The following is a 14,929-nucleotide window of genomic DNA, read 5'->3' as shown; positions in this document are numbered from 1 at the left end:
AGCGGCCTACTTCATCCTGAAGGACAAAACAGCATACAAAGAACTCGGAGCAGAATACTTGGAAAGCCGAAAGAAGGACAGACAGATCCAACATTACCTGGACAAACTCAGGGAACTTGGAGTGGAACTGAACAAGGAAAAGGTAGCATAAAAAAACAAAGGTCGGTTTTTACTGGAGGTTGAAACATCGTTGTGAAAACAACGAAACCCCGTACATGAAATTGACATCAGACGCTAAGCACACAGGAGTATTGCCGTGAGCATGAACATGAAAATTTAACTTCTTAGCGTCTTTTTATTCCTTTACCTAAAAATGAAAAAGAAACAAATTATAAACACATGAAAAACAGCTATTTGCCTTTAGTTCTCCTTTGGATCTGTTTTTCGTGTGGTAAAAGTCAGAACAGTACCCAATCCACAGCAATTTCTGAAGACAAAGAGCTGATTAGCGTAGGGAAGGTTCTTTTCGAGGAAAACTGTTCGGCCTGTCACAATTTCACTCAAGCGGCAATAGGACCTAACTTAAGCGGACTGACGAGACAAGTGGAAAGTGACTGGATCAAAAGATTTATAGCTAACCCAAATCGTCTTTTTGAGGAAAATGACCCGAGAGCAACGGCACTATTGGCACAATACAAAAGCTATATGCCTTCTTTTTCACACCTGAAGGCTGCAGATCTTGATGCATTACTAGCTTATTTAAATAGCTATTCCGAAGCCCCTAAGCCTATCAACTCTAACTCACTATTGGACCCCATCCCAGAAAAAGTCAAAGATTCGGGAATCCTTTTGGATTTAGAGTTTTACACCCAAATCCCTCTCAGTGACAGTGTAGCGCCTCTAGCCAAAATTACTAAGTTGGAATCCGCATTTAAGTCAAATAGAACTTTCGTTCAAGACCAGCATGGCATCCTCTATGAATTAATATCCGATCAACCCGAGGTCTATCTGGATCTTAAAAAACTTCGCCCAAAACTGATTTCCAAGCCAGGTTTAGCTACTGGATTTGGCAGCTATGCTTTTCATCCTGAATTTGACCAAAACGGATTGCTCTATACTTCACACACCGAACCGGGAGGTACCGAACCAGCTGATTTTGGTTACGAAGACAGCATCCCTGTGCTGATGCAATGGGTGCTCACAGAATGGAAAACTGACTTGCCCGAGCAGAGGCCTTTTGAGGGAATAGGCCGTGAGCTGCTTCGGATAGATGTGGTCACTCAAATCCACGGCATGCAGGAACTCACCTTCCGGCCGGAGGCTCAAAAAGATGAAGAGGATTACGGATTACTTTATATCGGAATAGGAGACGGAGGAAGTGCCGAAAGTGGATTTCCCTTTTTGGCAGATCATGGAGGCAGAAGAGTTTGGAGCAGTATCCTGAGGATAGATCCAAGAGGAAAAAACAGTAAAAATGGGAAATATGGCATTCCGAAAAGCAATCCCTTTTACACTCAAAAGCAAAAGGCCGGGGAAGTCTATGCATATGGATTCCGAAATCCAAACCGAATATTTTGGAGTCCAAAAGGGAAAATGTATGCTACAGATATCGGTCATCATCAAATCGAAGAGCTCAATCTTGTCGAAGCAGGTAAATTCTATGGATGGCCACAGCGGGAAGGGACTTTTGTCATTGACGCCTATGGCAATATGGCTGAGATATTTCCGCTTCCTGAAGACGATGAGAAGCTTGAGGCAGTTTATCCTGTGATTCAGCTTGATCATGATGAACTCAATGCCATTATCGGAGGGTACTTTATCCAAAATGGTCTGCTCAAAGGAAAATGGGTATTTGGAGATGTGCCAAGTGGGAAACTGTTTTTTGCTGATTTGGAAGAGCCCGGCACTCCGGAAGTAAAAAGCTGGAAAGTAAGCTTTGAAGGGAAAACTCAGGAGCTTCGAGAGCTTTGTGGGAATGACCGGGTCGATCTTAAATTTGGTCAAGATGCTGCAGGCCAACTCTATTTAATGACCAAGGCTGATGGTAAAATCTATAAAGTAAAAGACCGGTAGAGCATGATTCTTATTAGAATTTAGATAAAAAAAACGGCCCATGAAATTCATGGGCCGTTTTCGGTACTAGGGGTGAATTAAGCAACTTTCTCTTTTTCTTTTTCTAATTCCTTTTTCATCAAATCCACTACGATAGGCGTAGCGATATATACAGAAGAATAAGTACCTACCAAGACTCCGATAAATAGTGCGAATGAGAATCCTCTCAATACTTCTCCACCGAATATCAGTAGGACAATCACCACGATTAAGGTCGTGAATGAAGTGATTAAGGTTCTTCCTAAGGTCTGATTGATCGCTTCATTAAATACTTTCACAAGCTTATTAGTGCCTCTGAGTTCGATGTTTTCACGAATCCTGTCAAACACAATTACGGTATCATTGATCGAATAACCAATCACCGTCAATACAGCCGCGATAAATACTTGATCGATTTCGAAAGTAGCTCCAAAAGCACTTGCAATCGCAAAAGCAGCAATCACAAATAAGGTATCGTGAATCAAAGCCACAATAGAGGCCAAGGAGAATTGCCACTTGCGGAATCTTATTAAGATATACAAGAAGATCGCCACCAAGGCCGCTAGCATTGCCTCAGCGGAAGAAGCTTTGATATCATCCGCTACTGTAGCGCCGACTTTGGAAGAGCCTGTAATCGCAAACTGATCTGCTGCAAGGTTAGTAGCGTCATCTGAGAAGTTAAATCCTGTCACGGTAGCGATTCCGGATTTTACTTTTTCTTCTACTGCTTTATTGGACTCGTCGTCATCGTCATTGATGAGATAGGAAGTGGTCACTTTGAGCACATTATTGGAGCCGTAAGTTTTCACTTCAACTGATCCGTCAAACTCTCCGTCTAAACCAACTTTCAAATCAGAAGGATTAACCGGCTCATCAAAAGCCACAATATAGGATCGACCTCCTGTGAAATCCACACCGAATTTTAAGCCATTGATAGCAGCAGTTGCCAATCCTATTATAATAATTCCCGAAGAGATCAAATAGGCTGTTTTCCGCTTCGCCAAGAAATCAAAATTCAAAGCACTGAGTGCATTTTTTGCAAATGGCGTAGCAAAACTGATGGAGCTCTTATCTCCTTTTTTGCTCATCCAAGAGACAATAACTCTTGTGATAAATACTGCAGAGAAGAAAGAAGACGCAATACCAATCATCAAGACAATAGCGAATCCTTTAACCGGACCCTGTCCCAAAGCATACAGAATTGCACCTGTAAGGAAAGTCGTCACATTGGAGTCAAGAATGGCTGAGAATGCTTTGTTGTAACCAGCATTGATAGCTGCCAAAAGGCCGGCACCATTCCTGAGTTCTTCTTTGATACGCTCAAAAATCAGTACGTTCGCATCAATCGACATACCGATGGTCAATACGATACCTGCAATACCCGGCAAAGTCAAAGCCGCACCTAGTTGAGCTAGAATTCCAAGGATGAAGAAGATGTTGAAAACCAATGCAGAGATAGCAATCAGACCTCCTTTAGCATAATAAGCCACCATGAAAAGCACCACGATAACCAAGCCAGCTATCATTGAGAAGATACCTTGACTCTGAGCTTCTTTACCCAGTGTCGGGCCGATAATACTTTCTTCTACGATTTGAGTAGGAGCTGGAAGCGAACCTGACTTTAGGATATTGGCCAAATCTTGAGCTTCCTGAAGAGAGAAGTTACCCGAAATCTCTGATTGACCTGAAGGAATTTCTCCATTTACCACAGGAGCGGTATAGACGTAGTCATCTAATACTACTGCGATTCTTCTTCCGATATTGGAGCCTGTCAAAGATCTCCATTTACGGGCACCTTCTGCATTCATCTGCATAGATACTGCAGGTCGGGAGGTCTGATCCAAGACCTGACGAGCATCTGTCACTACATCTCCTTCTAGCGGAGCCTGATCTGTGCCTCTTGGCGAATTGATGGCGTAAAGCTCAAGTACTTCTGTGCCATCTTCGGTAACAAAAGGTTTTACTCCCCAGAGCAATTTGATATCTCTAGGGATAAGTGGCTTGTAGTTTTCATTATTTAAAATACGGTTGATGATCACCGTATCTCTTACTTGGTAGGCTAAGCCCATGTTAGGCTGAAGCAAACTGTAAATTGGGGAAATGTCATTCCCTTGTCTCAATGGATCGATCTCAGCCAATTGCTTTTCCAATGCAATTCGAAGTGAGTCCTCTTCGGACATTCCTTCCACATACTCTTCGGTAGGCTCTTCAGCTCCTTGATTGTCAGCCACCCACGATGAATTGATTGCATCTAAAGCCCCTGCGATTTCGTTGATTTCAGCCACTTCCCAGAATTGAAGCTTAGCTACTCCCTGAAGCAGGTTTCTCACCCGCTCTTGGTTGTCTACACCGGGCAATTCGATCTGAATACGGCCTGAACCCTGAATACGCTGAATGTTTGGCTGAGAAGTACCAAATCGGTCGATCCGAGTTCTCAAAATATTGAAAGATCGATCAATCGCATTTTCTACTTCATTATTGATGATTTCGAGAATCTCACTATCGGAAGTCTCTAGGGATATTCTTCCTCTATTTGCCGCGGTGGCAAAAATGGCGCTTAGGTTTTTGCCCGGATTATTTTTTTGCCACTCGGCGTAGAAAATATCCACAAACTTATCATTGGACGTTTTCGCTACTTCCCGTGCATCGTCCACAGATTTATTAAAACCAGGATCTTTGGGATTACCAGCTATACCCTTGACGATCTCAACAGGAGATACTTCCAAGGTCACGTGCATACCCCCTTGTAAATCCAAACCTAGTCCAAGCTCAGTTTCCTTGATCTCTTGGTAGGTGAAATTAGCTCCTAGAAAATTGTAAACCGGCTCTCTCCAGATCGAATCCAGATAAGCTCTTCTTTCGACAAAGTCAATATTGCCGTTGGCATCCGTCGCATATTCATTTGCGCGCTGCTGAATGCCGTTAGATACAAATGTGAATGACAGATAATACAGACAAAGCGCTGTAATAATCACTGTCAAAAACACAATGACACCTTTGTTTTGCATGAGAAATTATATTAATTATTGATTAGGAAATACACAGAAATAGCAGACAGTCATCAAGACTGATCTGAATGAGTTTTGAGAAAGAAGTAGTGATTACGGACCCTTGGTGGAAATAATCCGCTCAAAAAGTATTTGTACGTGCTGATTATAGTCAAAAAGCTCTACAATATCCTCCGCAAATGAACGGGGCTCAAAGTTGACGATTTCATAAATTAAGTAAAAGGCAGTCTGCGTCACTTCCAAAGCAAAGGGAACTACCGCATCTACCGCTACACTTAAAAAAGTATCCTGAGTGTCCGCTGGAGTCTGTTGCTCGGAATGGAGCGACTCTTCATATCCGGTGTACTCTACAGAAGACACAAAAAAGCAAAGCAGAAGCGCAAGTACCACCATGAGGCGTTGCTGAATCAGTTTGTTATTTTGTTTCTTGGAATTCATGAGGGGCAAATATAGCCAATATTTGAAATTCAAACAGTCCCAAGCTGATTTTTTGCATTATCGACCCGACTTGGCCCATAGAAACGTACGGATTACGTCCAGTGCTTTGTCAAAACTTTGATTATTAGGTACAATCAAATCAGCATCATTCTTAAAAGGGTCGATGTATTTCTCGTAAGTGGGCATCACATGCATCTCATACCGATAGAGCACATCGTCCAGATCGTAACCACGCTCCACTTTGTCGCGGATGATTCTTCGCTTCAGTCGGATGTAATCTTTGGCGTCTATAAAGATTTTAAGATCAAGCAATTTGGCCAATTCCGGATAATACAAAACAAAAATCCCCTCTACCACAATCACAGGAGCCGAAGCAAAAGTGAGCATCTTGGGCTTTTTGGCGGCATTGTTAAAGGTGTATTCTTCTCGCTGAATCGTCTCTCCTGCTTGCAGTCTTTTAATATCGGAAGCATACTGCTCAAAATCTATACTTTGCGGCATATCAAAATTATGCACCCCTTGAGCATCGATGGGCTGCATATGCCGCGGTTTGTAATAGTTGTCTTGAGAAATCAAACAAACCTCGCCGGGCTCAAAGGTGCTGAGCAATCGCTCCAAAAACAATGTCTTTCCCGAGGCAGAACCTCCGGTAATCCCGACGATAAATGGTTTTTGCATGGGAACAAAGGTAAATGATTTTCAGAATTTCCCTTGATTCAAAAAGTCAATCAATGCCTTAACGGCCTTTCCGCGATGGGAAATTTCATTTTTCTCCACCATACTCAGCTCAGCAAAGGTCCGATCATAGCCCAAAGGACGAAAAACCGGGTCATAACCAAAGCCTTTTTCTCCCACGCGTTCTTCTAAAATTTCTCCCTCAGCTATTCCTTCGAATTGGTATTCTTTCCCTTCCAAAATCAAGGCAATCACTGTACGAAACCGGGCTTCACGGGATTTTATACCTTTTAGATTTTCCAACAGCAAATCCATATTTCGCTGATCGGATCGGGTTTCTCCGGCATATCTTCCAGAATACACTCCGGGAGCACCATTCAATGCTATCACTTCTAAGCCTGTATCATCGGCGAAACAATCCACACCATAATTATCCTTGACATAGCGGGCTTTTTGGAAAGCATTATACTCCAGCGTATTTCCAGTCTCAGGCAGCTCTTCCTGGCAGCCGATCTCGGAGAGGGAAACGATTTGGTATTTTTCGCCCAAGGCGGCTTTCACCTCTTCGATCTTGTGAGCATTATTTGTGGCAAAGCAAATTTTCATATTTCAAAAATAGAATTTTTGATGGGAGAAGGAAGTCAGAACAGTTGGCTTAGAAAAAATAATCCATGGCCAAAAATCCAATCCATGGTCCAGTCTCGTATTTCAGTCCAAATCAAAAAATATAAAGATCATGAACAAACTATTCAAAGTAGCCCTCGTAGCATTTGCCTTTTTGTCAGCTAATCTAGCTTATGCCCAAATGGAAAAAACCGTAGAAGTCGGTGGTGCCCCCATGTATCCTTCCAAAAACATCGTGGAAAATGCCGTGAATTCAGATGATCACACCACACTTGTAGCTGCTGTAAAAGCGGCAGGATTGGTGGAGACGCTTCAAGGTGCTGGACCATTTACTGTTTTTGCTCCGGAAAATTCCGCCTTCGCCAAATTGCCTGAAGGAACAGTAGAGACACTTTTAAAACCTGAAAACAAAGGTCAATTGACCGCAGTATTGACCTATCATGTCGTAGCAGGAAAAATGGGTTCCAAAGACATCGCCGATGCTATCAAAAAAGGAAATGGAAAAGCTGTCTTGACTACGGTACAAGGTGGCAAACTGACTGCGTGGATGAAAGGCAAAGAGCTGTACATCACGGATGAAAATGGAGGACAGTCCAAAGTAACCATCGCCGACGTATGGCAGTCCAATGGAGTGATCCACTCTGTCGATTCGGTCGTCCTTCCCAAAATGTAAATTCCAATTCATTCAAAAAAACCCTGCTAAATTGAATTAGCAGGGTTTTTCTATTAAATGATTTCAGATTTTCAAATTCTTACTTTTGAATTACCAAGTTCTTCCTCCACCCGGACGCATTCTTTGCCATGGGCTATTTCCATCATTCTCAGGCTGCTTGAAGTTGCCGATGATGTAGGTAAAAGTCAACATACCGTAGCGAGTGAGCACATTGGTAAAGACATCGGTCACAGCTACATCAGAAATGGTTCTGCTGATGCTGTTGTTTTGGTTGAGCAGGTCAAAAATGACTACTTTCAGTTCGGCTTTATTGTTTTTGGCAAAACGAACTCCCCCCTCAATATTCCATAACCAGAAGCTTTGGTCAAAGCCCTCAGAAAGCCCGGTGTACAAACTATGATTCACCGTATTGCCGACAAAAAGCTTTCCGTTATTTGGAGAAAAGTACAATCGGATATTGGACTCCTGCACATAGTAGTTGTTATTCAGGTCTTGCTGCAAGCTGGAGTTCACAATATTGTAGGTACCTGTTGTACTGATAGAGAAATCCACGTTTTTACTGATATTACTGCTCAGCGTGATTCCTTGACCCAAGTCAATATTATCATTAAAATTCGTCTCACCATTGATAAGACCTGGCGTTCTGTTAAATCCTAAGCGTGTATTCGTGTTAAACTGCATCTTCAGCTTAGGAATCGGAGCACCATAGGTCAAGAAAAACCGAGTTCTCCAGTTGCCATCCAAATTGACCGGCTGAGAAATCTGTCCTCCCGGTCTTAGCAAAATCTCCCCGTTAATCAGCGTGTCTTGGGTAGTCAAGAATGTACTATTTCCGATAAAATTGCTCGTAGAAGAGTAATTGACAAACATGAAAAGTGTTCGCGATTTCTCCAGATTAACTTTGCTGATATTAGCAAAAATATTGTGATTAAAGCTTTGCCCTAGGTTGGGATTACCTACCCGAAGGTTGAGTGGGTTTTGATTATTGACCACATTTTGGAGCTCGTTTACACTAGGTTCGTCGGTATTAGTTCGGTATCGGATTCTCCAAGTGAAGCCAGTCTCCCTATTCCGGTAATTAATATTGGCACTGGGTAGAATATTGTTGAAATCCCTCTTGAAAACTCCTTCTGTTGGGAAAAATGCCTCATTGTCCAGTCGGGCATTTTGATAATCCAAATTTAGATTGACATTCCAGCCATTGTTATTGTAGGCATAACCGGTTCGTAATCGCTGCGTGATAAATTTATTATCAAATTCATTACTCAAAGCGGTATCGAGCACCGGTAGATTTTCCTGATCGAATACTCTTGTTTTCTGATCTGCCCGTGTCTTATTATTGGATACTTGGTAGCCAAATGTTCCTATTGCTCTTTTCCCCAATGGTTCTGTAAAAGTAAGATTGACCCGATAATTGAATCCTTCATTAATTGAGGTCGTTTCCTGAATGGTCGTATCCAATACATCCCTTCGATAATCATTACTGGCTGCGTTTAGATCTGAAAACTGATCTCTGTTACTCCAGCTGGTATTGATATCAGTGGAGAAAGTTCGGCGAGGTTTATCAAACTTATAGCGATAGGTCAAATTATTCGAAATGGAAAGCGCCTTCGTCTCAGCATTAGAAATCGAGCGCAATGCAGAAAGCGTATCCGCATCACTTCCGACAGTCAAGGCATCCCGATCAGAAAATGTGTTATTATTCTGAAAGGAAATACTCGGCGTCAGAATGATACTATTTTTCTCATTGAGATCTGCTTCGATTCGAGCATTGGCACGATGATTAAAGTTCTCAACCGTATTGATTAGGTTTTCTTGATAATTTTGACGAAAATTTTCATTTACTACAGTTTCTCGATTGGTAATCTGCTGTAGGGTGTTGGTTGTATTATTGAAAAAATAACTTCCCGTGAAGTTGACTTTTTTGCCCCACTTGTCACTGTAGTTGAGTCCCATTGCATTGGTACCCACGATACCTCCTGAGCCTCCGACAAAGAAATTATTATTTCCGCCGCCGCCCCAGCGACCACCACCTCCTCCTCGACCCCCACTGGCATTGGCGCTAAGGCCTGCCAGATCTTGGGAAGAGAAATTTTGCTGGTTGACATTATTAAAGAGACCTAGTATCGAAACCCTGCGATCCCCACTGAATAGATTTAAGCTTCCCCCAGCTGAGTAGCGATCGTCGGTACCGTATCCTCCATAGACACGCCCAAATTGGCCATTTTTCCGGTCCTCCCTCAAGATTATATTAATGGTCTTGGTGTAGTTGCCATCATCAAAACCTGTCAATCTACTCTGATCAGATCGCTGATCGAGGACTTCGACACGGTCGATCGCATCGGCAGGCAAATTTCTCAAAGCAATGTTTGGGTCATTCCCAAAAAACTCCCGACCATCTACCAGTATTTTCTGCACAGCCTCTCCTTGGGCCTGAATCTGTCCTCCCTGCATGGTGATTCCAGGCATTTTTCGAATCAAATCTTCCGCCTGTGCATTTTCCTGTGTTTTAAAAGCATTGGCATTGAATGAAGTGGTATCACCTTTCATTTCTCCGACAGGTACCTGTCCTTCGATAATGACTTCTCCCAGTACTTTGGTGTCCTCTAAAAGGACAATTTCACCAAGATTAAGTGGTTCTCTGATCGAATGTATTTTGGTCACTGTGCGATAGCCGATGAAAGTAATCTCCACCTTCACCTGTGGGATATCCGGACGGATGACCTCAAATTTTCCTTGCCCGTCCGTCACCCCTCCACGAAGTAATGAGTCCGTCACTGTTTTGACCAAAATATTGGCGCCGGCCATGGGTTTGTTGATGCTTCCATCCACGACCGTCCCGGTAAATTTAAGCTCCTGTCCCTCCGGGCGCTGAGCAAACACTGAGAAAACTAATAAAAAGCTAAAAATCAGCGTTATAAATGGGTACTTCTTTTTCATATGATGCAATTTGTCTCTCTTTGACTGATTGCAAAAGGCAAAGGTTTAGTCCGCTTTCCTAAAAAAATTAGAATGGGGTCTAGCTAGGATAAATGGCAAAATTCCTGTTTAAAAATTATTTCAACTGCTTCATGATATTAGGATAAGAAATCCCAAAATGACTTTCATCGTAAATCGCCTTTCCCTCTTTGATCAAGATCACCTGAGGAGATTGATGATACACGCCAAACTCTTTCTCGATTTGATCCGAAAGGTCTCGATAAGCAATCAAATCCAAGACAAAGGGTGTTAGTCTTTCTTCATCTTCTGTTTTCCAATTGCGCACCAAGCGGTCTAATGACATACTACTGATGGAGCAGCGGGTACTGTGCTTAAAAATCAAGACCGGACGCTGCATGCTGATCGCTTTGATCTCATCAATTTGGGCACTTTGTGTTATTTTATTCCAGTTCATTTCAATTTTTCCTTATTTGGGTCAATACTTGCAGGGAGTTTTAAGTTCCCTTCAGATGAATCACAGATGACAAAAATACATTTCGCAACTCAATTGCAAAAATACATCATTCAGTCGATTTTCTTGCTACTAGTTTTGGTGGGATGTAAAAGCTTGGATATCTCAAACCCAGGCCCATTACCCCAGCCTCCGAGTCCGGATTCTGAGGTTAATGTTCCTTTTGTATTCCCTAAAGAAACGCTCCATCGAATCATCAATAGCCAAATCCCCGAGGTTTTACTCGATCAAGACCAAACAGAATTTGGTAGCGGTATCGTAGGCAGTCTCAAACTCACCCGAAACGGATCAATAGCAGTGGCTGCATTGGATAGCCAGCAGATGACCCTAAAGCTTCCGATGAGAGTGAAAGGAGAGGTGGGCTTGTCCAAAAATGGCCTCGGTAGTTTATTTAGAGGAAAAGCTCCTCTTGACACGGAATTTTCACCTGTTTTCAAACTCAATCCCGAAATCAATCCCGACTGGACGGTCAGTATTAAAGACTTCGAACTTTTAGACTTAGGAGGAAAACTGAACTTCGATATATTAGGTATGCAGGTAGACCTCAGTGGCATGCTAGAGCGGGAACTGAAAAGATGGGCTGCCCAAAATTTACAAGACGACAAAAAGCTATTTAACCTAAAACCACTGGTAGACCTAGCTTGGGAGCAGGTAGGTCGGCCTTTTGAGGTAAACTGGCAGCAGGGGAGTACCGGCTTTTCGATCCGACCTGAACAGGTAAATTTCAAGGAGTTTTTTGATAAAAATGAAAACTTTACCGTATGGCTGGGATTGAACGGTAAAATCCAAAGTCATCCCGCTGATGCCATTCCTAGCAGGGCTTTTCCTCTGCCTGCACTCAGCCCCAACTTCTCCGGAGACAATAAACTAGAACTTCTCCTACCCGCCAGTATATCCTATGATGAGCTAGATGAAATCCTAGGCGCCAATCTCAATGGCAAGAGCTTTCGTGTTGACAGCAAAACGATTCTTACACTGGACCAACTTCAGTCCAGCGCATTTGGAGAGCTCCTTGCTATAGAGACGGATTTCCTTGCCGAGAGGAATAATGGAGATCCCATCGAAGGAAAGCTCTTTGTCGTCGGAAAACCTGCCTTTGATGAAGAGCTACAGGCCTTGATTTTCGAGGACATCAATTTCAAAGTAATCAGCGAGCAGTCTAAAGCCAAGATTGGAATCGCCTTGAAAAAGCGGAAAATCATTCGTCAAATTGAAAAAATGGCCATTTTCCCTATTGGAGATTTACTTGAGGAAAGTACAGAGGGAGTCCGTGACCGCCTAGGATTGAGTACCCCTATCGCTGATTTACAGATCGAAAACCTGAAGATTGTCCCGGAGGGATTTTACCCTACAGCAAATGGAATCCGGATTTATATACAAGGCAAAGGGAAAGTAGGTATCCAATGGAAATAATCAACGAATCAGCTCTTGATAGGTATTGATTCCTTTCTTTTGGGCCAGCTGTAGCAGTTTTAAAAATAGCTGCGCAGTCAAAAACGCATCTCCGGAGGCAGTATGCCTATCTTCCAAGGGTATATTGTATCGCTCGCAAACCCGGTCAAGGCTATATTCCTCAGGTCTAAACTGCCCAAAATTCGCCTGGGGCCCTTGCTCCAGCCTCAATGCAAAGTTCTGAGTATCAATCACCGAATTTGGAAAAGTATCCAACCCAAACCTTCTACCCAACTGTAGCAGCATCTCAAGGTCAAAGCCTACATGATGGCCTACCAAAATAGCTCCTCCCAAATAATCGGTTATTTTCTTCATAAAAATGGAATGCTCCAGTTGATTGGACGTCTTGACAAGACCGTGGATAGTTGCAGCGCGTTCTCCTTTGACTTCAATCTCAGGATACCACTCCACACCAGATGATATGACAATAGACTTACGGATAATTTTCACCGCACCGAAAGACAAAATCTGATCCTTTTGACTATTCAGGCCGCTAGTTTCCGTATCCAAAACCACAAATTCCAATTGTGAAATAGCTCGTTGCCCCGGGATAGGTTTTGAGGCATTTTGAACAAAATCGCTGACGAATTCCTGTTTTTGAAAGCGGGCTTTCTTTTTGAATGGCCACCAACTCATGAGCGAAAATAGGCTAGCTGAAAACGAACTTCCACCAAAGACTGTAGTTCAGAGATCGGTGTGAAGGCATTCTTCAAAAGCTGTCTCTGAATCTTTCCCAAGCTCTCCGGATCAATATACCTTCCGCTATTCTGATGCTGCAATCCCTCAAGCGCTCTCATTCTCATCAATATTTCATAGGCTTTACCTGCTTGCGCAAAAAGCTCTGCCTGCTGAGGCTCTAGCTCTGCCAACCGTTCAAATCGTCTGAAAGTATTGTTTACTCCTACGACTCCATGACTCAAAATCAGTAATCTCGCCAAGTCTGTCAGCGGCATCATTGCCCGTGCCTTGATGTCAAATTGATCCCTGTGTTCACCAGACTTTTCCACCATAAAGCCTCTAAAGAATCCCAATGGAGGGGGATTTTTCAGAGCATTCATTCCCAAAAAACTTAAAAAAGCTTTCTTCTTTTGAATCGCGGTATAGATATGCTCACTCAGCTCCTCCGCCAAGGAAACCGCTCCCGCCACTGCTCTAAAATCAAAGAAAATGGACGCTTTCAACAGAGCGTCTTGGGTGGGCGTAAGAATCCAGTCCGAAAAATAATTTTTCCACTGAGACAAGGGCTGTACCCAAGTAGGGTTGGAAGCCATCATCTCTCCGGGACAAGAGGCAAATCCGCAAGCAATCAATACTTCTACTATGCCCGTACCCAACTGAAGAAAATAGGCCTTGGCTTGCTCCGCTTGAGCAGGAGGTACATCCTCATAGATCAGCGCATTATCTTGATCTGTCCTGAGGAGCTGCTCTTCTCTTCCCTCCGAACCCATGGACAAGAAGGCATACTTGACCTTTTCCATCTCCGGAAAATCAGCATCCAACTCTTTCTTGACCTTGTCTGCAGCTTGACGGATAATGGTGTCATTGATCTCCGTCATGACAGAAGATACAAAGTCCATGGCCACCTCATTGTCCAGGTAGTACCTCAGCATTTGTTCTGCACGATCTCGAATGATTCTCATCTCCTCCAGAGAGTGGGTATTGAGCAAGGCATGAATCAGGACAGCAGGACTATTTCCCATAGATAAAAGCACGTCATGATCTGAGATAATCCCGGTGACGGGACTTTGATCACTGCCGTCAGCAGTGAGAATCAAATGATGCAAGCGATGCTTGATCATTGTAAGGTAAAGATCAGAAAAGTCCGCATCTTTCTTTCTCGTAATCACAGGGACTGTCATGATTTCCATGACCTTACGATTTACCGGCAAGGCCTCTGCCACGACTCGAGACCTCAAGTCTTTGTCTGTGATTATTCCCTTTGGGAAATTCCCCTCATCCACAACCACCAAGCTACTTACTTGCTGTGTAGCCATTAGTTTTGCGGCATCTTGTATGCTCGTCTCAGGAGTACAGCTGACCACTGTTTCTGAAACTTGAATTTGCGATTGATCAGAGAAAATCAAAAGAGAGTGATCTCTGCTTTGTGGCCTAAAAGCCCTTCTAGCCATTTGGCCTTGAAGGAGATCCTGTCGAATGACCACCTGACCCGAAGCAAATCCAGCAGCAAAGTAAAGTGCCACTTTGCTATTTTTCTCCAAAATCTTCTCAAAAACCGCTACAGGAACCGCATAAATCAGCGAATCCTCAGCCGCTCTTGCCCTAAGGATATAGGGCCTCTTTCCCAGCAAAGCTAATACCCCAAAGACATCGCCTTCTTCACAGTATTCTTTGATTTCATCCTGATCCAAGAGTTCAATTTGACCTTCCTTTAGAATAAAAAAATGAGGAAGAGCATCCGCTCCCTTTTGAAAGAGTTCTGCCCCTTTTTCAAAATATTTGACCTCCACCGCAGTAGCCACCAAGGTCAACTCTTCCTTAGAAAGGAAAGAAAAAGGTGGAAAACGCTTCAGAAATTCTGCTACGCGACTGACGATGACATTCATGGGAATGGGGATT

Annotated in this window: 11 protein-coding genes; 3 read left to right on the top strand and 8 right to left on the bottom strand. The window is 43.2% G+C overall.

Features of this window, described 5'->3' with window-relative positions; translation table 11 throughout:
- Window positions 1–339: 339 nt before the first annotated feature.
- The gene (locus tag BLQ57_RS07395) at window positions 340–2,013 is read left to right on the top strand and encodes a PQQ-dependent sugar dehydrogenase (protein ID WP_087938588.1); all 1,674 of its coding nucleotides are present in this window, start codon (window positions 340–342) and stop codon (window positions 2,011–2,013) included.
- Window positions 2,014–2,090: 77 nt separating this feature from the next.
- Here BLQ57_RS07395 and secDF read toward each other — a convergent pair whose 3' ends face one another.
- The 4 genes from secDF to BLQ57_RS07375 form a co-directional block, all read right to left on the bottom strand.
- Window positions 2,091–5,039, bottom strand: a complete 2,949-nt coding sequence (gene secDF, locus BLQ57_RS07390; RefSeq protein WP_087938589.1) for a protein translocase subunit SecDF — start codon at window positions 5,037–5,039, stop codon at window positions 2,091–2,093.
- 93 nt (window positions 5,040–5,132) lie between these two features.
- Window positions 5,133–5,477: a hypothetical protein gene (locus tag BLQ57_RS07385; protein WP_087938590.1), complete on the bottom strand. Its 345-nt coding sequence runs from the start codon at window positions 5,475–5,477 to the stop codon at window positions 5,133–5,135.
- Between the two features lie 57 nt (window positions 5,478–5,534).
- Window positions 5,535–6,155, bottom strand: a complete 621-nt coding sequence (udk, locus tag BLQ57_RS07380; RefSeq protein WP_087938591.1) for a uridine kinase — start codon at window positions 6,153–6,155, stop codon at window positions 5,535–5,537.
- A 21-nt stretch (window positions 6,156–6,176) separates the two neighbouring features.
- Window positions 6,177–6,758, bottom strand: coding sequence for a non-canonical purine NTP diphosphatase (locus BLQ57_RS07375; protein WP_087938592.1), 582 nt, complete (start codon window positions 6,756–6,758; stop codon window positions 6,177–6,179).
- Window positions 6,759–6,888: 130 nt separating this feature from the next.
- Between BLQ57_RS07375 and BLQ57_RS07370 the strand changes: the two genes are divergently transcribed.
- Window positions 6,889–7,449: a fasciclin domain-containing protein gene (locus BLQ57_RS07370; RefSeq protein WP_087938593.1), complete on the top strand. Its 561-nt coding sequence runs from the start codon at window positions 6,889–6,891 to the stop codon at window positions 7,447–7,449.
- Window positions 7,450–7,539: 90 nt separating this feature from the next.
- Here the strand turns inward: BLQ57_RS07370 and BLQ57_RS07365 are convergent, their stop codons facing one another.
- Window positions 7,540–10,389, bottom strand: a complete 2,850-nt coding sequence (locus tag BLQ57_RS07365) for an outer membrane beta-barrel protein (RefSeq protein ID WP_087938594.1) — start codon at window positions 10,387–10,389, stop codon at window positions 7,540–7,542.
- A gap of 115 nt (window positions 10,390–10,504) precedes the next feature.
- The gene (gene ytxJ / locus BLQ57_RS07360) at window positions 10,505–10,843 is read right to left on the bottom strand and encodes a bacillithiol system redox-active protein YtxJ (RefSeq protein ID WP_087938595.1); all 339 of its coding nucleotides are present in this window, start codon (window positions 10,841–10,843) and stop codon (window positions 10,505–10,507) included.
- 66 nt (window positions 10,844–10,909) lie between these two features.
- Between ytxJ and BLQ57_RS07355 the strand changes: the two genes are divergently transcribed.
- Window positions 10,910–12,313: a DUF4403 family protein gene (locus BLQ57_RS07355; RefSeq protein ID WP_087938596.1), complete on the top strand. Its 1,404-nt coding sequence runs from the start codon at window positions 10,910–10,912 to the stop codon at window positions 12,311–12,313.
- On the opposite strand, the gene BLQ57_RS07350 is transcribed toward BLQ57_RS07355, so the two are convergent.
- Together BLQ57_RS07350 and BLQ57_RS07345 are read right to left on the bottom strand one after the other, a co-directional pair.
- On the bottom strand, window positions 12,314–12,988 hold the full coding sequence (locus BLQ57_RS07350; protein ID WP_087938597.1) for a 3'-5' exonuclease: 675 nt from the start codon (window positions 12,986–12,988) through the stop codon (window positions 12,314–12,316).
- A complete protein-coding gene (locus BLQ57_RS07345; protein WP_087938598.1) occupies window positions 12,985–14,916 on the bottom strand; it encodes a DUF294 nucleotidyltransferase-like domain-containing protein in 1,932 nt (643 codons plus the stop codon). Before BLQ57_RS07345 ends, BLQ57_RS07350 begins: the two co-directional genes overlap by 4 nt.
- Window positions 14,917–14,929: the final 13 nt, after the last annotated feature.

Source organism: Algoriphagus faecimaris, assembly GCF_900101705.1.
GTDB lineage: Bacteria > Bacteroidota > Bacteroidia > Cytophagales > Cyclobacteriaceae > Algoriphagus > Algoriphagus faecimaris.
The sequence above is the reverse complement of the archived record's forward strand: the minus strand, read 5'-3'. Positions and strand labels throughout refer to the sequence as shown.